The following is a 20,112-nucleotide window of genomic DNA, read 5'->3' on the forward strand; positions in this document are numbered from 1 at the left end:
CCCAGTTCCACCGCCCGGTGCCGGTTTTGATACTGCGGGCCTCATCCAGATCCGCCCCTGTGCCATGACCGCCCCCGACCAGCTCGACCACCTCGACCGGCTCGAAGCCGAAAGCATCCACATCCTTCGCGAGGTGGCGGCCGAGTTCCAGAACCCGGTGATGATGTACTCGGTCGGCAAGGACAGCTCGGTGCTGCTGCACCTGCTGCTCAAGGCGTTCTACCCGGCCCGGCCGCCGATCCCGCTGCTGCACGTCGATACCGGCTGGAAGTTCAGCGAGATGATCGCCTTCCGCGACCGCCGTGCGCATGAGGCCGGGGTGGAGCTGCGTACGCATACCAATCCCGATGGCGTCGCCCAGGGCATCGGGCCGGTCAGCCACGGCGCCACCGTCCACACCGACGTCATGAAGACCCAGGCGTTGAAGCAGGCGCTGGACAAATGGCAGTTCGATGCCGCGATCGGCGGCGCCCGCCGCGACGAGGAGAAGTCGCGGGCCAAGGAACGCATCTTCAGCTTCCGCAACCCGCAGCACCGGTGGGACCCGAAGTCGCAGCGGCCCGAACTGTGGAACCTCTACAACACCCGTATCCACAAGGGCGAGTCGGTACGGGTGTTCCCGATCTCCAACTGGACCGAGCTGGATGTCTGGCTCTACATCTTCCGCGAGAACATCGCGGTGCCGTCGCTGTACTTCGCCCGCAAGCGCCCGGTGGTGGAGCGCGACGGCGCCCTGATCATGGTCGATGACGAACGCCTGCCGCTGCGTCCGGGTGAAAAGCCGACCATGAAGAAGGTCCGCTTCCGCACCCTGGGCTGCTACCCGCTGACCGGCGCGATCGAGTCGGACGCCGAAACCCTGGAGGAAATCATCGCCGAGATGCTGGTGTCGACCACGTCCGAGCGCCAGGGCCGGGTGATCGACCAGGATGCCTCCGCCTCGATGGAAAAGAAAAAGCAGGAGGGCTACTTCTGATGGATGCCATGAGCAACAACGCCCGCGCCGACGTCGCCGCGTACCTGCAGCAGCACGAGACCAGAAGCCTGTTGCGCTTCATCACCTGCGGCAGCGTCGACGACGGCAAGAGCACCCTGATCGGCCGCCTGCTGCACGACACCCGACTGCTGCTGGACGACCAGGTGGCGGCGCTCGAAGCCGACAGCCGGCGGCACGGTACCCAGGGCGACGGGATCGACTTCGCGCTGCTGGTCGACGGCCTGGCCGCCGAGCGCGAGCAGGGCATCACCATCGACGTGGCCTACCGGTTCTTCGGCACGGAAAAGCGCAAGTTCATCGTGGCCGACTGCCCGGGACACGAGCAGTACACCCGCAACATGGCCACCGGCGCGTCCACGGCCGACCTCGCCATCGTGCTGGTCGACGCGCGCAAGGGCCTGCTGACCCAGACCCGCCGCCACAGCTACATCGTCTCGCTGCTGGGCATCCGCCACGTGGTGCTGGCGGTCAACAAGATGGACCTGGTCGACTACGACGAGGCGACCTTCGAGGCCATCGCCGCCGGTTACCGCGAGCTGGCCGGCCAGCTCGGCATCACCGGGGTGACCTGCATCCCGGTGTCGGCGCTGCAGGGCGACAACATGCTCGGGCCCTCGGAGGCCACGCCGTGGTACCGCGGGCCGTCGCTGCTGGAGCAACTGGAGCAGGTCGAGGTCGGGCCGCCCGGCGCCGGCCGCGAGTCCGGCGCGCGCGGCTTCCGCCTGCCGGTGCAGTGGGTGTGCCGCCCCAGCCAGAACTTCCGCGGTTTCGCCGGCAGCGTGCTGGGCGCACCCGTTGCCGTCGGCGACGAGATCGCGGTGCTGCCGTCGGGACAGCGCAGCAGGGTCGCCGCGATCGTCACCGCCGATGGCGACCTCGACCAGGCCGCGCCGGGCCGCGCGGTCACCCTGACCCTGGCCGACGAGATCGACGTGAGCCGTGGCGACGTCATCGCCGCCGCCACCGACCTGCCCGAGGTCGCCGACCAGTTCGCCGCGCACCTGCTGTGGCTGGGCGGGCAGCCGCTGCTGCCGGGCCGGCCGTACTGGCTCAGGATCGGCAGCCGCACCGTCGGCGCGCAGGTCACCGAGATCAAGCACCGGGTCGACGTCAACACCCAGGACCATCTGGCGGCCAAGCAGCTGGACCTCAACGAGGTCGCGTTCTGCAACCTGATGCTGGACCAGTCGATCGCGTTCGAGCCCTATGCCGACAACCACGCGCTGGGCGGGTTCATCCTGATCGACCGGACCAGCAACGCCACCGTCGCCGCCGGCACCCTGGCGTTCGCGCTGCGCCGCGCCGGCAATATCCACTGGCAGCACGTCGACGTCGACCAGGCCGCGCGCGCCCGGATCAAGCACCAGCAACCCAGGTGCCTGTGGTTCACCGGCCTGTCCGGCTCGGGCAAGTCGACCATCGCCAACCTGGTCGAGAAGCGCCTGCTGGCGCAGGGCCACCACACTTACATCCTCGATGGCGACAACGTCCGCCACGGCCTCAACAAGGACCTGGGGTTCACCGATGCCGACCGGGTGGAGAACATCCGCCGGGTCGCCGAGGTCGCCAGGCTGATGGTCGATGCCGGCCTGATCGTGCTGGTCAGCTTCATCTCGCCGTTCCGCGCGGAGCGTGACATGGCGCGCGGGATGTTCGCCGAGGGCGAGTTCCTCGAGGTGTTCGTCGATACCCCGTTGGAGGTCGCCGAGCAGCGCGACGTCAAGGGTCTGTACGCCAAGGCGCGGGCGGGCGGGATCCGCAACTTCACCGGGATCGAGTCGCCGTACGAGGCGCCGCTGGCGGCCGAGCTGGTGCTCGACACGGTAGCCGGGGATGCGGAGGCCAATGCCACCGCGGTGGTCGAGCGCCTGCTGCGCACGCCGGGCGCCTGATGCGGGCCCTCAACGAAGACACCCCGGCCGGAGCCGGGGTGTCTGGATCGAGCCTGACGCAGGGCAGGACGGTCAGCCCGGCCGGTCGACCTTCTTGCCGGTGACCATCTGGTAGATGGCGAGCAGGATGATCGCCGCGATGATCGCGATCACCCACACCATGAACCGGTTGGAGACTCCGAGCATGTCGGCGATGTAACCGCCGGCGACCGCGCCGACGATGCCGAGCAGGATCGTCATGATCCAGCCCATCGGGTCGGCGCCGGGCTTGAAGAAACGTGCGAGGACGCCGATCACGGCGCCGCCGATGATGTACCCCAGAATGCCATCGAACATGATTGCTCCTCAGCCTTGGTTGGTACCGCGGTCCGATCCTAGCAGCAAGCGCTCCCGCACTAGCAGCAACCGTGCTCGCCGCGCTCCTGGGTGCTGGCCGCGGCCGCCACGCCGGTGGTCTCGCCGCGCTGGCCGGCCTGGTGGTGGGCGGCGATCACGTGGGCGACGCAGGCGGTGACCCGCTTGCCCATCGGGATGTGCAGGAACTCGTTGGGGCCGTGCGCGTTGGAGTGCGGACCCAGCACGCCGGTGATCATGAACTGCGCGCCGGGGAACTTCTCGCCGAGCATGCCCATGAACGGGATCGAGCCGCCTTCGCCCATGTACATCGCCGGCTTGCCGAAGAACGCCTGGCTGGCGTCCTCGATCGCCTGGCTCAGCCACGGCGACTGCGCTGGCGCGTTCCAGCCGGTCGAGGACTTCTCCAGCTCCAGTTCGACATGGGCGCCGTTGGGCGGGTTGTCGAGCAGGGTGCGCTTGAGGATCTCGCCGGCCTTCTTGCCGTCCAGCGTCGGCGGCAGCCGCAGCGACAGCTTGACCGCGGTATGCGGGCGCAGCACGTTGCCGGCCGACGCCAGCGGCGGGATGCCGTCGATGCCGGTCACCGACAGCGCCGGCCGCCAGGTGCGGTTGAGCACGAGCTCGCCGAGGTCATCGCTCATCGGCTGCATGCCGTCGAGCAGCGGGAACTTGTCGAACACCGCGCTGCCGAGCACCTCGGCGCACTTGCGCGCCTGCTCCAGCCGCTCGGCGGGGACCTCGACGTGCAGGCCCTCGACGATGATCCGGCCGGTGTCCTCGTCCTCCAGCCGCGACAGCAGCTGGCGCAGCAGGCGGAAGCTCGACGGCACCACGCCGGACGCATCGCCCGAGTGCACGCCTTCGTCGAGCACTTTCACCGTGAAGTTGCCGCCAGCCAGGCCGCGCAGCGAGGTGGTGCACCACAGCTGCTCGTAGTTGCCGCAGCCCGAGTCCAGGCAGACCACCAGCGACGGCTTGCCGATGCGGCCGGCGAGGTGGTCGACGTAGGCCGGCAGGTCGTAGCTGCCGGACTCCTCGCAGGCCTCGATCAGGATCACGCAGCGCGCATGCGGCAGGCCCTGCTTTTGCAGCGCCAGGATCGAGGTCAGCGAACCGAAGATCGCGTAGCCGTCGTCGGCGCCGCCACGGCCGTACAGCCGGTCGCCCTTGATCACCGGCTTCCACGGGCCGAGGTCGTCGTCCCAGCCGGTCATCTCCGGCTGCTTGTCGAGGTGGCCATACAGCAGCACCGGGTCCTCGTCGCTGCCGCCATTGGCGGCCGGGATGTCGACGAAGATCAGCGGGGTGCGGCCTTCCAGCCGGACCACCTCGACCTGCATCCCGGCGATCGGCTGCGCCTTCGCCCAGGTTTCCATCAAGGTGACGGCCTGCTCCATGTAGCCGTGCTCGACCCAGTCGGCGTCGAACATCGGCGACTTGTTGGGGATGCGGATGTAATCCACCAGTTGCGGAACGATCTCGTCGTCCCACTTGCCCCCCACGAAGCTCTCGACAAGCGCGGAATCGAACGTGCTGGCAGCCATGGGCGGGATCTCCAAATGCAAAGAAAGCCATTGTAGCGCTGCGTCGTAGGGCTTTTCCTACACGACGCCGCGACATCCTCCGGCACGCGGATGGAGGTTTGGCCAATGGGCGACGAGGTTGCGGGAGCGGAAACTTTGCTCACCGGCAAAGGATTGCCCGCCGGAACCGAAATCAACTTCCCCAAGGAGTTCCCATGAAATCGCTTTCCGTCGTCGCCCGCTCGCTGCTGCTGTCGCTGCTGTTCGCCGGCTCCGCATTCGCTGCCGACAAGGTCAACATCAACACCGCCGATGCCGCCACCCTCGACGAGGTGCTGGTCAATGTCGGCCCGTCCAAGGCCAAGGCCATTGTCGATTACCGCGAAGCCAACGGCGCGTTCCGCAGCGCCGAGCAGCTGGCGATGGTCAAGGGCATCGGCCTGAGCACGATCGAGAAGAACCGCGACCGGATCGTCGTGGGTGGTGCCGCCAGCAAGGGCAAGAAGGGCAAGTAAAGCGGACGGGCCCGGGCATGCTACCTGCCCGACGCCCCGATCCGCGGACACGGGCTGGACGCCCAGGGGACATCGGGAGTTTCCCGGACATGGATGTGCGCCGGCCACCACGGAAGGATCCGCGGTGGTCGGCACCTTTTCTGCGCGTATGAAAAGCGCGTCGCTAGACTGGCCGCACTCCACCGGATAGTCCGCCCATGAGTGTCGTCCCCGGCTCGCGCGTCATCCCCGCCAACGAGTACCGCCGCGAGCGCTGGCGCAACCAGCTTGGCTGGACCCGCGAGATCTGCCGCAGCGGCGATGCCGACGACTGGGACTGGCGCCTGTCGATCGCCGAGATCGAGCGCGACGCGGCGTTCTCGACGTTTCCCGGCATCGACCGCGAACTGGTGCTGCTGGCGGGCAACGGGTTGCGCCTGCGGTTCGACGATGGCGGGACGGTCGAGTTGCAGCCGCCGCACGACAGCCACCGGTTTGCCGGTGAGCGCGCGGTCACCGGCGAACTGGTCGACGGCCTCACCCACGACTTCAACCTGATGTGGCGGCGCGACCGCGTGCAGGCCGATCTGTGGCACCGGCCACTGGTGGGGCCGATGGTGATCTTCGCCGAACCGCGATCGACCTGGGCGGTGCACCTGGTCGCCGGGCAGGCGCGGTTTGCCGACGACTCCGGCCTGCCGGCAATGGCGACCGGCGACACCGCGATCCTCGCGGCGGGCGAGGATCGCCTGCGTCACGTGCTCGAGGGCGGCGGCGAGGCGCTGCTGATCCGCATCGCGCCGCGCTGACCGTCCCCCGGCACGCTTCGCCTCAGTACACGTCGCGCCGGTACCTTCCGTCGGCCGCCATCGCTTCCAGAGCTTCCACGCCGAAAATATCCGCAAGCACCGCATCCACCGCGGGAGCCATGCCTTCGAGGCTGCCGCAGACGTAGATGGCGCCGGTGTCGCCGATCCACTGGCGCAGGTCGTCGGCGACCTCGCCCAGCAGGTGCTGGACGTAGCGGCGCTGTGCCTGGTCGCGCGAGTACACCAGGTCGAGCCGTTGCAGCTGCCCGGCGTCGCGCCAGCGTTCGATCTCGTCGCGATGGAAGCCGTCGTGCGCGGCGCTGCGCTCGCCGAACACCAGCCAGTTGCGGTGCTGGCCGGCCTTGATACGCGCCTTCAGCACCGCGCGCAGGCCGGCCAGGCCGGTGCCGTTGCCGACCAGCAGCACCGGGCGGTCGTCAGCCGGTGGATGGAAGGATGGATTGCTGCGGATGCGCAGGTCGACGGCGCCATCGAGCGCCGCGTGGTCTGTCAGCCAGCCGCTGCCGCTGCCGAGCCGGCCGTCGGGCGTGCGCATCTGCCGGACCAGCAACTGCAGGCTGCCGTCGTCCGGCAGCGAGGCGATCGAGTATTCGCGATGCGATAGCGGCTTGAGCATTTCGGCGAGCTGCTGCGGCGTGCGGCCTCGCACGCTGTCGGCCGCGGGAAGCTGCGAGCGGGCGACGACGGCGGCGAGGGTGTCGGTGCGGTCGTCGCATTGCACCCGCGCATCGCCGTCGAGGTCGCCGTCGGCCAGCCACGCGGTGACGGTCGCCGCCGCGTGGCGCGGGCCGACCTCGGCGATGTCGCCGGCCTGCCAGTCCATGTCGGCGGCGACCTCGGGCACGAGCGCGAGATGGAAGGCCGGTCCACCGGGACTGCCGGCGTTGAGCAAGCGGCGCTCGACCAGCCGCCATTGGCCGTACTGCGGTGCGCTCCAGTCGGGCAGGTCGCCGCGGCCGCCCAGTTGGCCGATGTGGTGTTGCCAGTGGCGCAATGCGCCGGCGTCGTCGCCATCGACCTCGATGCGGTCGAACAGTGGGCGCGCGCCCGCGTGGTGGAGCCACTGGTCGAGTGCGCGGCCGAAGCCGCAATAGCTGTCGCCATACTCGCGGTCGCCGAGCGCAAGCACGCCGTAGTGCAAACCCGACAGCGAGGACGCGTCGCCACGCATCTTCCGGACGAACGCGCGCGCGGCGTCCGGTGCCTCACCTTCGCCAAAGGTCGACACGACGAACAACGCACGGCGACCGTCGGCGAGGGCGGACGGCTCGACCTTGCCCAGCGGCTGGACCTCGACCGCGCAACCGGCTTCCTGCAGGGCGGCGGCGGTCAGCCAGGCCAGCCGTTCGGCGGTGCCGGTCTGGCTGGCGTGGGCGATCAGGATGGCGTCGGCAGTGGTGGTGTCCGCTGCCGACGGAACGCCCGCATCGACGCTGCGCGCCAGTGCCTTGGCCGCGCGCTGTTTGCGCCGGCGGTCGAGGTAGAGCATCCAGCCGGTAATGGTGAACAGCGGCATCAGCAGGCTGGCCAGCATGAACACCACCACGCCGCCGGTGCCGAAGAAGCTGCCGCGATGCAGCGCGAACATGCTGGCGCCGATCTTCTGCCGCCACGTGCCATCGTCGTAACGCTGGTGCGCGACCACGTCGAAGTTCCAGCGGTCCAGTTGCAGTTCGTTGCGCGCACGCTCGTGGGCGGGGTCGGCGTCGAGGTAGCGGAAGCTCAACGGCTCGTCGCCTTTCGGCCAACCCAGGGTGGCCGTGCTCCAGGCCGGTGCCCTGTCGTTGAACGCCTGCCAGGCCGAGTCGATGTCGAGCGGCGGCGGGGTGCCGCGATCGGCGGTTTCGCGTGGCTGTGCGCGCTCCTGCCGGCCGGCCCAGTCGTTGACCGCATCGCGATACCAGCCGTAGGACCACCACAGGCCGGTCAGCGCCATCACCAGGTACGCCACCAGCACCCAGGTGCCGACCACCGAATGCAGGTGCCACAGGAAGTTGCGGCCCTTCTGCCGCCAGTCCAGTCCCAGCCAGGTGCGCAGGCTGCCCCAGCGGCGCGGCCAGCGCAGGTACAGGCCCGACAGGCAGAAGAACACCAGGATGACGGTGGAGGCACCGACGATCTGCTTGCCGACGTCGTCGGCAACCAGCCAGCGGTGCAGCCGCATCGTGACGCTGAAGAATTCCTTGTAGCGGGGCTCGGCCAGCACCTGGCCGTCATACGGGTCGACGTGCACGCGCTTGCCGCGGCGACCGCCGTCCTTCGCCGCGAAGCCCACCACGGCGCTGTCGTCCGGCTCGTTCGACAGTTGCAGCGAGGCGATCGCATCGTCCGGCCGTTGCGCGCGCACGCGCTCGATCAGGACTTCGGGCGACAGCGCCGCGCCACGGGGTTCGACCGTCATCACCCCGGGGTTGAGCGCCTTGAGCAGCTCATCCTCGAAGCTGAGCATGCCGCCGGTGAAGCCGACCAGCGCCAGCACCACGCCGGCGGTGATGCCGAGCAGCCAGTGGACCTGGAATACCGCGTTGCGGAAGGTGAGGTTGGACAAGGTTGAACTCGACATCAGGTCTCCGCCCAGCGGCGCAACAGGTTGTGGTAGACGCCGGTCAGCCGCAGCACGGCCTCCGGGTCGGCATTGGAAGCGGTCAGTGCCTGGATCGATGCGTCCATCTCGAACAGCATCTGGCGTTGGCTGTCGTCGCGGACCAGGCTCTGCACCCAGAAGAACGATGCCAGCCGCGCACCGCGCGTCACCGGCGCGACCCGGTGCAGGCTGCTGGACGGATACACGATCAGGTCGCCGGCGGGCAGCTTGACCTCGTGCTCGCCGTAGGTGTCGTTGATGATCAGCTCGCCGCCGTCGTACTCGTCGGGCTCGCACAGGAACAGCGTGCACGAGACGTCGGTGCGCAGGTTTACCGGTGGCGAACCGGGCGGAACCGCCATCGCCATCACCGAGCCATCGACATGGAAGCCGTACTGGCCGCCACCTTCGTACCGGTTGAAGCGCGGCGGCAACGTCCGTGCCGGCAATACCGCGGAGAAGTACAACGGACTCGCGGCCAGCGCGGCCAGCACCGCTTCGCCCAGTTGCGCGCGCAGCGGCGAGGCTTCCGGCAGTTGCAGGTTGCGCTTGACCTTCGCGCCCTGCGGGCCGACGGTTTGCTTGCCGTCGGTCCAGTCGGCGCCATCCAGCGCCTGCCGGAAGTGCGCGAGCTGTCCGGGGTCGAGGACGGCGGGGACGTGCAACAGCATGGGGTTCTCCTTGAACACACGGACGCCTCCCCGCAGCGGGAAGGCGTCCGTGCCGCATCGCCGGATTGTGTGGCCCGTTGCCGGGCCGGATCGACTGGACCGGGTTGACTAGGCCGGGTTGACTAGAACCGGAAGCTGGCGCTCAGCATCGCCGAACGCGGCGCACCCGGGGTGTAGCGGTAACCGCTCTTGTTGATCGCCGCCACGTAGTCCTCGTCGAACAGGTTATAGAGGTTCAGGCGCAGGTCGAGGTGCTCGTTGACCGCGTAGCTGGCCACCGCGTCGACCACCCAGTAGTCCTCGGTGAATGCCGGGGTGCCGACCGCGCCGTCGTTGCCGCGCTTCATCTCGCCCGAGTACCGTGCGCCGCCGCCGAGGGTCAGCCCGAACGGAAACCGGTAGGTGGTCCAGGCGGTGAAGGCGCTGCTCGGGGTGTAGGCCAGGTCGGTCGAGCCGTCGACGGAAACCGTCGGGCCCTCGACCACCTCGGCGTCCATCGTGGTGAAGCCGGTCGAGACCATCCACGCGTCGGTGATGCGGCCGACCGCGCTCAGCTCCACGCCGCGCACGCGCTTGCGGCCGTTCTGGTAGTACTGCTGGTCCACCGGGTCCTGCACGATCTCGTTGGTGACTTCGGTGTCGTACAGCGCGGCGGTCAGCAGCAGGCTGTCGTTGGCGAGGTTCCACTTGGTGCCGATCTCGGCGGTGCGCGCCTTCTGCGGGTCGAACAGCGGGTTGTTGGCGTTGTTGTCGCGGTCGCTCAACTCCAGGCTGCCGCCGCCGGGAGGCTGCTGCGAGATCGCGTAGTTGGCGTAGATGCTGCCGTTGTCGGCCGGCTTGTAGAGCACGCCGAGCTTCCAGTTGAACAGCGTGTCGGAGGTCTCGGCGTCGACGCCCGGGACGATCGAACCATCCGGCAACGCGCCGCAATCCGGGCCACGACGGCCGCCACACGGCACCAGGTTGCTGAACTCGGTGCTGTAACGGTCGATGCGGATGCCGCCGTTGAGCTGCCACTGCGGGTCGAGCTTGATGGTGTCGAAGGCGTAGACCGCGGCGGTGTCGGTGCGTCCGTCGCCGCGTGCGCCGGTGTAGGCCCATTGCAAGCCACCGACGGCCGGGTCCGGGTTGTACAGGTTGGCGGCCGGCCAGGCGCTGTCGCCGATTCCGTCGATGCCCTGGGTCTGCAGTTCCTCGCGGGTCAGCTCGATGCCGGTGCTGAGGTCGTGCTGCACCCGGCCGGTGTCGAAGCGCGCGGTCAGGCTGGTCTGGTTGGTGAGGATCTCGTTGCGGTTGTCCTTGAACGTCGGCAGGCTGCGCGCGATCGTCCAGGTCGACGGGTCGTCGATGTCGGGGGTGACCAGGTTCGCGGTCGAGCCCATGAACGCGGTCAGCAGGTAGTCCTGCTGGGTGCGGCCCCAGCGGGTGGTGTTGATCAGGCGCGCGCTGTCGGAGAGGTCGTGCTCGACGCGCACGGTGGCCATGTCGGCGGTGACGTCGTCGTAATCCGACAGGGTGCCGTAGAAGTTCTCCGGGTCGACCGTGGGCGCGGCTGCGATCTCCGGACGGGTCGGGTCGGGCGAGGAGTAGCCGGGCAGGCCGATGGTCGGCACGCCGCCGTCGGGCAGGTTCTCCTGCTGCACGTGCAGCAGGTCGATGTAGACGCGGGTGGCGCTGTCGAGCCCGAAGCCGAGCGACGGCGCAACGCCCCATCGCTTGTTTTCGACCACGTCGCGGCCGGGCACGCCGCTGTCCTGCGCCATCAGGTTGAGGCGGAACGCGTTGCCGTTGCCGAAGGTCTTGTTCCAGTCCGCGGTGACGCGCTTCTGGTCTTCGGTCCCGGCCGAGACCAGGCCGGAAACGCTATCGCGCAGGAACGGGTGCTTGGTCACCAGGTTGATCGCGCCGCTCGGCGCGGTACGGCCGTGGTCGGTACCGGCCGGGCCTTTGGCGACCTCGATCTGCTCGACGTTGAACACATCGCGCGAGATCGAGCCGAGGTCGCGCACGCCGTCGACGAAAATGCTGCTGGAGGTGTCGAAGCCGCGCAGGTAGACGCTGTCACCGGTGGTGGTGTTGCCGTTCTCGCCGACATAGAAGGTGCCGACGCCCGGGCTGTTGCGCAGCGCCTCGGTCAGGGTGGTCGCGCCCTGTTCGTTGAACAGGTCGCTGCCGATGACGTTGATGGTCTGGGTGGTATCGACCAGCGGCTGGGTGTACTTGGGCGACGACAGGTGGCCGGAGGAGTAGGTCTTGACGCGCTTGCCCTCGACCAGCACCTGGTCGAGCGTGGTGGTCTGGGCGTCGGCGGCGGGGCCGCCGGTGGCCTGGGCCGAGGCGGCCATCGGCGCGCCGAGCGCGAGGCCGGCGACCAGCGAAGCGGCGGTCAGCGACTGCGGCGATGCCGCGCGGGAGAAGGTGTGCTTGCGACTCTTGATGTGGGCCATGTCCATTGCCTTGGGGAGGTTAGCCGGACAATGTTAAACGCAAACAAGAATGATTCGCAATAATATTTACACATGAGCAGGCTTGCTGCCGCACGGACTCAGCGGTCGTCGCGGGTCCAGACCACGCCGTCTTCGACCTTGACCGGGAAGCGCACCACCGGTTCATAGGCCGGCGCGCACAGGGCACGTCCATCGCGCACGTCGAACTTCGCCCCGTGCAGCACGCATTCGATGGTGGCCTCTTCGCCGTCGAAGTTGCCGGCCGACAACTCGAAATCCTCGTGCGAACACTTGTCCTCGAGCGCGTGGAAGTCGCCGTCGTAGTTGAGCACCAGGATCGGGGTGTCGCCATCCCAGGCGACCGTGGATTCGCCGGGCAGCAGCTCGGCGGTGGTGCAGACGCGGACCCAGTCGCTCATCGCAGATCCTTTTCCAGCACTTCGAAGCGCAGGTCGTCGCGCAGCGGCAGGCCGAAGCGCGGGTCGGTGGCGGGGAAGGGCTTTGTCTGTCCGGTGCGGCGGTAACCGCGGCGCACGTACCAGTCGATCAACTCGGTGCGCAGGTCGATCACCGTCATTCGCATCAGCGGTAGTTGCCAGTCCATGGCGGCGATGCGCTCGGCCTCGGCGAGGATCGACCGGCCCAGTCCGCTGCCCTGCAGTTCGGGGCGCACCGCGAACATGCCGAAGTAGCCGGCGTCATCCTCTTCGGCGACGTGGGCGCAGCCGAGAAGCGCGCCGTCGCGTTCGGCCAGTACGATGCGGCTTCGCGGGCGGGCGATGTCGGCCAGCAGCACCTCCGGCACGATCCGGTTGCCGTCCAGCAGGTCGGCCTCGGTGGTCCAGCCGACGCGGCTGGCCTCGCCGCGGTAGGCGGAGGTGACGAGCCCGACGAGCGCGGGGACGTCGGCCTGGATGGCGTCGCGAAAAGTGGTTTCTTGCATGGCGATGAAGTTGCAGCTTCCGTAGGAGCGACGTAAGTCGCGATTGCACGGCGAATCCGGGTGTCGGGGAAATCGCGACTCACGTCGCTCCTACAACAGCAGCCTGCGGACCTTCTGGAGGGCGGCGATGAAGGCGTCGATCTCCTCGAAGGTGTTGTAGAACGCGAACGAGGCGCGGCAGGTCGCGGGCACGCCGAAGTGCTGCATCAGCGGGTGCGCGCAGTGGTGGCCGGAGCGCACCGCGACGCCTTCCAGGTCGAGCAGGGTGGCGAGGTCGTGCGCATGCGCGCCTTCGACCAGGAAGCTGATCACCGCCGCCTTCTCGCGGGCGCGACCGAAGATGCGCACGCCTTCGACCTCGTCCAGCCGCTTCGTCGCGTAGGCTAACAGTTCCTGCTCGCGTGCCTCGACGTTGGCCATGCCGATCGCCGACAGGTAATCGACCGCGGCGCCCAGGCCGATGAAGCCGGCGATGTTGGGGGTGCCGGCCTCGAACTTGTGCGGCGCGTCGTTGAACACGGTGCCGTCGAAGCGCACCTCCTTGATCATCTCGCCGCCGCCGAGGAACGGCGGCATCGCCTGCAGGTGCTCGCGTCGCGCCCACAGCACGCCGGTGCCGGTCGGGCCGGCCATCTTGTGGCCGGTGATCGCGTAGAAGTCGCAGCCGATCGCGGCCACGTCCAGCGGCCGGTGCGGCGCGGCCTGCGAGCCGTCGACCACGGTCACGATGCCGCGCTTGCGCGCCTCGCGGCAGATCTCGCGCACCGGATTGACGGTGCCGAGCACGTTGGAGACGTGGGCCACGCCGAGCAGCTTCACCTCGGGGGTCAGCAGGGAGTACAGGTGGTCGAGGTCGAGGTCGCCGTGCTCGTCGATGTCGGCGACCTTGATCGTCGCGCCGGTGCGCTCGGCGACCAGCTGCCACGGCACGATGTTGGCGTGGTGCTCCATCCGGGTCAGCACGATCGCGTCGCCCGGCTGCAACCGCGGCAGCGCCCAGCTGTAGGCGACCAGGTTGATCGCGAAGGTGGTGCCGCTGCACAGCACCAGCTCGTCGGCGCGGACGTTGAGGAACTTCGCCAGCTTGCTGCGCGCGCCTTCGTAGGCTTCGGTCGCCTCGCTGCCGAGTGCGTGCACCGCACGGCTGACGTTGGCGTTGTGGTTGCGGAAGAAGTCATCGACGGTGTCGATCACGACCGCCGGCTTCTGCCCGGTGTTGGCCGAGTCGAGGTAGACCAGCGGTTTGCCGTGGACCTGCCGCTTCAGGACCGGGAAGTCATTCCGGATACTGGCCCAATCCACGCGCTTGGCTCCCTCTCCCGCTCGCGGGAGAGGGTTGGGGTGAGGGCGCTTCTGCTCCTGATTCATACCACCTCCATCGCAGCCGCCACCGACCGCGCCAGCGCCGCATCCAACCGCGCCGCCACCGCCTCGCGCACCCCGGCATCCTCGAACACCGACAACGTCTCGCGGCAGAACGCCGCGGTCAGCAGCGCACGCGCGGTCGGCTCCGGAATGCCGCGCGAACGCAGGTAGAACATCGCATTCCGGTCGAGCTGGCCGACCGTCGCGCCGTGCGCGGCCTGCACCTCGTCGGCGTGGATCACCAGCACCGGCTGGGTGTCGATCTCCGCGCCCTCGCTCAGCAGCAGGTTCTTGTTGGACAGGTTGGCGTTGGTGCCGTCGGCGCCCTCGCGGATCAGGATGCCGCCATGGAACACCGCGCGGCCACGGTCGGTGCCGATGCCGCGCCAGGTCAGCTCGCAGGCGGTGTCGCGGGCGGCGTGGTCGATGCCGAGGCGGGTGTCGAGGTGGCGCTTGCCATCGGCCAGCAGCACGCCGTTGGCATGCAGCCGGGCGTTGTCGCCCTGCAGGGTGACGTTGAGTTCGTGCCGCGACAGCGCGGCGCCGAGTTCGAGGTCGAGCCGGCGGTACTCGGCGTCGCGCGCCAGGACCGCGTCGGTGCGGTGCAGCAGGGTGGCGCCGGTCGACTCGTCCTGCACCCGCGCGTGCAGCAGGCGCGCGTCACGGCCGAGGTGCACGTGCATCAGGGAGTTGCCGAGGTGGCGGTGGGCGCCGGTCGACAGTTGGTGTTCGACCACGCGCAACTCGGAGTCGGCCTTGAGCTCGACCAGGTGGCGCAGGTGCCAGGCGTGGTCACCGTCCGTTGGCACGCCGACGAACACCAGGTGGACGGCGGCTTTGGCACGGACCCCGGCCTCGGCGCGCAGCACCACGCCTTCGTCGGCCAGCGCGGCGTTGACCTTGGCGAAGACCTCGTCGGCGCGGTCGAAGCGGCGGGCGAGGAAGTTGGCTTCGCGGGCGTCACCCTCGCGCAACACCTGCGACAGCGGCTGCAGGGTGACGCCTTCCGGCAGGCCGGCGAGATCGGAGTGGCCGGCATCGAACCGGCCGTTGACGAATACGATCCGCGGCGACGGGATGGAGGCCAGCGCGTCGTCGTCGAACGCCGGGCTGGCGTCGGCGCGGGCGAACGTGCGGCGTTCGAGCGCGCGCAGTGGCGTGTACTTCCAGGCTTCGACCCGCGCGTGCGGCAGACCGTCATGCAGCGCCGCATCGAGCGCGGCGCGGCGGGCTTCGCCGAGCCCGGCGGCGTCGCGCGCGGGCAGGGCATCGAAGGAGGATGCAAGCGAGTCGAGCAGGGCGCTCATCAGACGGCGGCCCCCGGCGTGATGCGGTCCTTCACCCACTCGTAGCCGTGCTCCTCCAGCTGCAACGCGAGTTCCGGTCCGCCGCTCTCGACGATGCGGCCGTCGGCCAGCACGTGCACCACGTCGGGCTTGATGTAATCGAGCAGGCGCTGGTAGTGGGTGATGACGAGGAACATGCGCTCGGGTGAGCGCAACGCGTTGACGCCCTCCGCGACGGTCTTGAGCGCGTCGATGTCGAGGCCCGAATCGGTCTCGTCGAGGATCGCAAGCGTCGGCTCCAGCAGGGCCAACTGGAAGATCTCGTTGCGCTTCTTCTCTCCGCCGCTGAAGCCCTCGTTGACACCGCGGTGCAGCAGCTCGTCCTTCAGGTGCAGCACGGCGAGCTTCTCGCGCACCAGCTTGAGGAACTGCATCGAATCGAGCTCGGCCTCGCCGCGCGCCTTGCGCTGGGCGTTGAGCGCGGTGCGCAGGAAGTAGGTGTTGTTGACCCCCGGAATCTCGACCGGGTACTGGAAGGCGAGGAACACGCCGGTCGCGGCGCGTTCCTCCGGCTCCAGCGCGAGCAGGTCCTGGCCGTTGAAGGTGATCGAGCCTTCGGTGACTTCGTAGCCCTCGCGCCCGGCGATGATGTTGCCCAGCGTCGACTTGCCGGCGCCGTTCGGCCCCATGATCGCGTGCACCTGGCCGGGCTGCAGTTCGAGCGACAGGCCCTTGAGGATTTCCTTGCCGGCGACGGAGGCGTGGAGGTTTTCGATCTTCAGCATGGTTGTTCTCGTTGTCCCGCGAACGGGTGAATTGTGTTTTTTTGTAGGAGCGACGTAAGTTGCGATCGGACATTCGTTTGCGAAGCCGACTTCCCATCGCGACTTACGTCGCTCCTACAGAAAGCAGAAGCGGTAGGCCGGTCAGCCGACCGAGCCCTCCAGGCTCACTTCCATCAGCTTCCTCGCCTCGACCGCGAACTCCATCGGCAGCTCGCGGAACACCTGCTTGCAGAAGCCGTCGACGATCATCGACACCGCGTCTTCTTCACCGATGCCACGCGAGCGGCAATAGAACAGCTGGTCGTCGCTGATCTTGGAGGTGGTCGCCTCGTGCTCGACAGTCGCGGTCGGGTGCTTGACCTCGATGTACGGGAACGTGTGCGCGCCGCACTCCTTGCCGATCAGCAGCGAGTCGCACTGGGTGTAGTTGCGCGCGCCCTCGGCGCCCGGCCCCACCTTGACCAGCCCGCGGTAGGTGTTCTGGCCGCGGCCGGCGCTGATGCCCTTGCTGATGATCTTGCTCTTGGTGCGCTTGCCGATGTGGATCATTTTGGTGCCGGTGTCGGCCTGCTGGCGGTGGTGGGTCAGCGCGACCGAGTGGAACTCGCCGGTCGAGTCGTCGCCGATCAGCACGCAGCTCGGGTACTTCCAGGTGATCGCCGAGCCGGTCTCGACCTGGGTCCAGTGGATCTTGCTGCGCGCGCCGCGGCACTCGCCGCGCTTGGTCACGAAGTTGTAGATGCCGCCGCGGCCTTCCTCGTCGCCGGGGTACCAGTTCTGCACCGTCGAGTACTTGATGTCGGCGTCTTCCAGCGCGACCAGCTCGACCACCGCCGCGTGCAACTGGTTCTCGTCGCGCATCGGCGCGGTGCAGCCTTCCAGGTACGACACCTGCGCGCGGTCCTCGCAGATGATCAGGGTGCGCTCGAACTGGCCGGTGTGGCCGGCGTTGATGCGGAAGTAGGTACTCAGCTCCATCGGGCACTTCACGCCCTCCGGGATGAACACGAAGCTGCCGTCGGAGAACACCGCCGAGTTCAGCGCGGCGAAATAGTTGTCACCGACCGGGACCACGCTGCCGAGGTACTTCCTGACCAGCTCCGGGTGCTCCTTGATGGCTTCGGACATCGAGCAGAAGATCACGCCCTTCTCGGCCAGTTCCTTGCGGAAGGTGGTGCCGACCGAGACCGAGTCGAACACCGCGTCCACCGCGACGCCGGCCAGCTTCGCGCGCTCGTGCAGTGGCACGCCGAGCTTGTCGTAGGTGTCGAGCAGCTCCTGCGGCACTTCGTCGAGCGACTTGTACTTCGGACCCTTGGGCGCGGAGTAGTAGCTGATCGCCTGGAAGTCGATCGGCGCGATCTTCAGCTTGGCCCAGTGCGGCACCGGCATGGTCAGCCAGTGGCGATAGGCCTCCAGCCGCCAGTCGGTCATCCACTGCGGCTCGTCCTTCTTGGCCGAGAGCGCGCGGACCACGTCCTCGTCGAGGCCGGGCGGCAGGCTGTCGGACTCGATGTCGGTGACGAAGCCGGCGTCGTACTTGCGGCCGAGCTGGGCGTGGATCTCGGCGTTCTGTTCGACCGGCCGGAGCGGGGTTTCGATGATGTCGGTGGCCATTGGGCTGCCTACTGTCGTGATGTGGGGGCGGGCAAACCTGGTCGGACAGGCTTGCCCGGATCAGGCATTGGCCAGGCGCAGGTCGATGCGCCTGGACGGTGTTGCGGGGGCGGGCGGCGGCACGCCGTCGATCATCTGCGCCAGGGTCACGTTGCGCAGCGCCTCGACCACGACGTCGTTGATCCGCCGCCAGTTGGCGCGCACGCCGCAGTGGTCCTCGATCGTGCAGTTGCCCTCGTGGACGCTGCACTCGGTCATGCCGAGCGGGCCTTCCATCGCCTCGACCACCTCGATCAGGCTGATCGCCGCGGCCGGGCGCGCGAGGCGGTACCCGCCATTGGCGCCGCGGAAGCCTTCCACCAGTCCCGCCTGCGCCAGCGGCTTGAGCAGCTTGCTGACGGTCGGCGCCTCCAGGCCGGCGCGCTCGGCCAGTTCCGAGGCGCTGAGCACGGCATCGGACTGGGCGGCGAGGGCGGTCAGGACGACCGTCGCGTAGTCGGTGAGCTTGGTGACGCGAAGCATGGCGGCGGACCGGGTGGGATGAGGCGGATCGGGGTCGAATCAATCCGTACCGGAATTGTACTGATTAAGCCGGCCGCGGCCAAGCGGCCGGCCCGCCGGGGTTCATCCGCGCGGAAGTCCGGCACAATGGAGTTTCGTCCCCGTCCGGAATACCTGCATGCCGCGCAAGATCGTCGCCCGCCGCTCCGCCATCCACGGCAATGGCGTGTTCGCCGTTGAGCCGATCGCCAAGGGCGAACGCATCGTCGAATACAAGGGCCGGCGCCGGACCCATGCCGAGGTCGACGCGGGCGACACCGGCGATGCCGACTCCGGCCACACCTTCCTGTTCACCCTCAACGACGAGTACGTGATCGACGCCAACTACGAAGGCGGCACCGCGCGCTGGATCAACCACAGCTGCAAGCCCAACTGCGAGGCCGTGCTGGAGGAGCATGACGGCGACGACCGCCGCAAGGACCGGGTGTTCATCGAGGCGACCCGCGCCATCAAGCCGGGCGAAGAGCTGGCCTACAACTACGGCATCACCCTCGACGAGGCCCACACGCCGCGGATGAAGAAGATCTGGGCCTGCCGCTGCGGGGCGAAGGACTGCACCGGCACGATGCTGCAACCCAAGCGCAGGAAGAAGGCCTGAACCCGGCCACCGCGGGTGTAGGAGCGACGTAAGTCGCGATTTCACTGATACCCGGTGGTACGAACTGCGCGCGAAGACGCGTCTGCGCGGGTAGTCGACCCTCGTTGTATGTCGATACCCGTTGTATGTCGATACCCGGTTTCGCCGTGCGATCGCGACTCACGTCGCTCCTACATGAGCGGGCTCCGGTCGTCATCGGCCAAACGGGCACATGGGGCGGGTCCCGGTCGCCATCGGCCAAACGGGTACATGGGGCGGTGCCCGGGCGCCATCGGCCAAACGGGCAGGCGGCCCGTCCGGGCGCCGTCACGGTCCACCGTTACCATGGGGCGATTCCATCGCACACGAAGGAGCCCCCGCATGACCTCGATCGAAGGCAAGGTCGCCATCGTCACCGGCGCCGCCAGTGGCATCGGCAAGGAGATCGCGTTCGAACTGTCGCGCGCCGGTGCGCTGGTCGCGATCGCCGACATCAACCTTGATGGCGCCCAGGCCGTCGCCGCCGAGATCGAGCAGGCCGGTGGCCGCGCGATCGGGGTGGCGATGGACGTCACCGACGAGGCGGCGGTCAACGCCGGCACCGAAAAAGTCGTGGCCGAGCTGGGCGGGGTCGACATCCTCGTCTCCAACGCCGGCATCCAGATCGTCAACCCGATCGAGAACTACGACTTCGCGGCCTGGAAGAAGATGCTGGCGATCCACCTCGACGGCGCGTTCCTGACCACCAAGGCGGCGTTGCCGCACATGTACAAGGCCGGCGACGACGGCAAGCCGCGTGGCGGCACGGTCATCTACATGGGCTCGGTACATTCGCACCAGGCCAGCAAGCTCAAGTCGGCCTACGTCACCGCCAAGCACGGCCTGCTCGGCCTGTCGCGCACGCTGGCGAAGGAAGGCGGCGAGCGCGGCGTGCGCAGCCACGTGGTCTGCCCGGGCTTCGTGCGTACCCCGCTGGTCGACAAGCAGATCCCGGAGCAGTCGAAGGAACTGGGGATCAGTGAGGAGGAGGTGATCCGCAACGTCATGCTCGGGCAGACCGTCGACGGCATCTTCACCACGGTCGAGGACGTGGCGCAGACCGTGCGCTTCCTGTGCGAATTCCCCAGCGCCGCGCTGACCGGACAGAGTTTCATCGTCAGCCACGGCTGGCACATGCAGTAGC

The 20,112-nt window shown here is 68.4% G+C and carries 18 protein-coding genes; 6 read left to right on the top strand and 12 right to left on the bottom strand.

What is annotated here, in order from left to right:
• Positions 1-64: 64 nt before the first annotated feature.
• Positions 65-976, top strand: coding sequence for a sulfate adenylyltransferase subunit CysD (gene cysD, locus ACT9AS_RS09150; RefSeq protein WP_445099838.1), 912 nt, complete (start codon positions 65-67; stop codon positions 974-976).
• Between the two features lie 8 nt (positions 977-984).
• Entirely contained in the window at positions 985-2,889 is a 1,905-nt protein-coding gene (cysN, locus tag ACT9AS_RS09155) for a sulfate adenylyltransferase subunit CysN (RefSeq protein WP_445099839.1), read from the top strand.
• Positions 2,890-2,961: 72 nt separating this feature from the next.
• On the opposite strand, the gene ACT9AS_RS09160 is transcribed toward cysN, so the two are convergent.
• On the bottom strand, positions 2,962-3,225 hold the full coding sequence (locus tag ACT9AS_RS09160; protein ID WP_445099840.1) for a GlsB/YeaQ/YmgE family stress response membrane protein: 264 nt from the start codon (positions 3,223-3,225) through the stop codon (positions 2,962-2,964).
• Between the two features lie 59 nt (positions 3,226-3,284).
• Positions 3,285-4,790: a M20/M25/M40 family metallo-hydrolase gene (locus ACT9AS_RS09165; RefSeq protein WP_445099841.1), complete on the bottom strand. Its 1,506-nt coding sequence runs from the start codon at positions 4,788-4,790 to the stop codon at positions 3,285-3,287.
• Positions 4,791-4,984: 194 nt separating this feature from the next.
• On the opposite strand from ACT9AS_RS09165, the gene ACT9AS_RS09170 reads away from it, so the two are divergent.
• Positions 4,985-5,284, top strand: coding sequence for a helix-hairpin-helix domain-containing protein (locus ACT9AS_RS09170; RefSeq protein ID WP_445099842.1), 300 nt, complete (start codon positions 4,985-4,987; stop codon positions 5,282-5,284).
• Positions 5,285-5,481: 197 nt separating this feature from the next.
• Complete coding sequence (locus tag ACT9AS_RS09175) at positions 5,482-6,072, top strand: HutD family protein (protein WP_445099843.1); 591 nt, start codon at positions 5,482-5,484, stop codon at positions 6,070-6,072.
• A gap of 22 nt (positions 6,073-6,094) precedes the next feature.
• Here ACT9AS_RS09175 and ACT9AS_RS09180 read toward each other — a convergent pair whose 3' ends face one another.
• The 10 genes from ACT9AS_RS09180 to ACT9AS_RS09225 all read right to left on the bottom strand — a co-directional run bounded on the left by ACT9AS_RS09180 (position 6,095) and on the right by ACT9AS_RS09225 (position 18,313).
• A complete protein-coding gene (locus ACT9AS_RS09180; RefSeq protein ID WP_445099844.1) occupies positions 6,095-8,656 on the bottom strand; it encodes a PepSY domain-containing protein in 2,562 nt (853 codons plus the stop codon).
• Positions 8,656-9,348, bottom strand: coding sequence for a Fe2+-dependent dioxygenase (locus tag ACT9AS_RS09185; protein ID WP_445099845.1), 693 nt, complete (start codon positions 9,346-9,348; stop codon positions 8,656-8,658). Before ACT9AS_RS09185 ends, ACT9AS_RS09180 begins: the two co-directional genes overlap by 1 nt.
• 122 nt (positions 9,349-9,470) lie before the next feature.
• Entirely contained in the window at positions 9,471-11,795 is a 2,325-nt protein-coding gene (locus ACT9AS_RS09190; RefSeq protein WP_445099846.1) for a catecholate siderophore receptor Fiu, read from the bottom strand.
• Positions 11,796-11,893: 98 nt separating this feature from the next.
• The gene (locus ACT9AS_RS09195) at positions 11,894-12,214 is read right to left on the bottom strand and encodes a Rieske 2Fe-2S domain-containing protein (RefSeq protein WP_445099847.1); all 321 of its coding nucleotides are present in this window, start codon (positions 12,212-12,214) and stop codon (positions 11,894-11,896) included.
• Complete coding sequence (locus ACT9AS_RS09200) at positions 12,211-12,738, bottom strand: GNAT family N-acetyltransferase (protein ID WP_445099848.1); 528 nt, start codon at positions 12,736-12,738, stop codon at positions 12,211-12,213. Before ACT9AS_RS09200 ends, ACT9AS_RS09195 begins: the two co-directional genes overlap by 4 nt.
• Positions 12,739-12,828: 90 nt before the next feature.
• Complete coding sequence (locus ACT9AS_RS09205) at positions 12,829-14,040, bottom strand: SufS family cysteine desulfurase (protein ID WP_445099849.1); 1,212 nt, start codon at positions 14,038-14,040, stop codon at positions 12,829-12,831.
• A 62-nt stretch (positions 14,041-14,102) separates the two neighbouring features.
• Positions 14,103-15,410, bottom strand: a complete 1,308-nt coding sequence (gene sufD, locus ACT9AS_RS09210) for a Fe-S cluster assembly protein SufD (protein WP_445099850.1) — start codon at positions 15,408-15,410, stop codon at positions 14,103-14,105.
• Positions 15,410-16,174, bottom strand: coding sequence for a Fe-S cluster assembly ATPase SufC (gene sufC, locus ACT9AS_RS09215; RefSeq protein ID WP_445099851.1), 765 nt, complete (start codon positions 16,172-16,174; stop codon positions 15,410-15,412). Before sufC ends, sufD begins: the two co-directional genes overlap by 1 nt.
• A 141-nt stretch (positions 16,175-16,315) precedes the next feature.
• A complete protein-coding gene (gene sufB, locus ACT9AS_RS09220; protein WP_445099852.1) occupies positions 16,316-17,791 on the bottom strand; it encodes a Fe-S cluster assembly protein SufB in 1,476 nt (491 codons plus the stop codon).
• A 60-nt stretch (positions 17,792-17,851) separates the two neighbouring features.
• Positions 17,852-18,313: an SUF system Fe-S cluster assembly regulator gene (locus ACT9AS_RS09225; RefSeq protein ID WP_445099853.1), complete on the bottom strand. Its 462-nt coding sequence runs from the start codon at positions 18,311-18,313 to the stop codon at positions 17,852-17,854.
• A gap of 157 nt (positions 18,314-18,470) precedes the next feature.
• Between ACT9AS_RS09225 and ACT9AS_RS09230 the strand changes: the two genes are divergently transcribed.
• Together ACT9AS_RS09230 and ACT9AS_RS09235 are read left to right on the top strand one after the other, a co-directional pair.
• On the top strand, positions 18,471-18,950 hold the full coding sequence (locus ACT9AS_RS09230; protein ID WP_445099854.1) for an SET domain-containing protein-lysine N-methyltransferase: 480 nt from the start codon (positions 18,471-18,473) through the stop codon (positions 18,948-18,950).
• A gap of 360 nt (positions 18,951-19,310) precedes the next feature.
• Positions 19,311-20,111, top strand: coding sequence for a 3-hydroxybutyrate dehydrogenase (locus tag ACT9AS_RS09235; RefSeq protein WP_445099855.1), 801 nt, complete (start codon positions 19,311-19,313; stop codon positions 20,109-20,111).
• Position 20,112 lies beyond the last annotated feature (1 nt).

The sequence above is a fragment of the Lysobacter sp. F60174L2 genome (assembly GCF_052547135.1).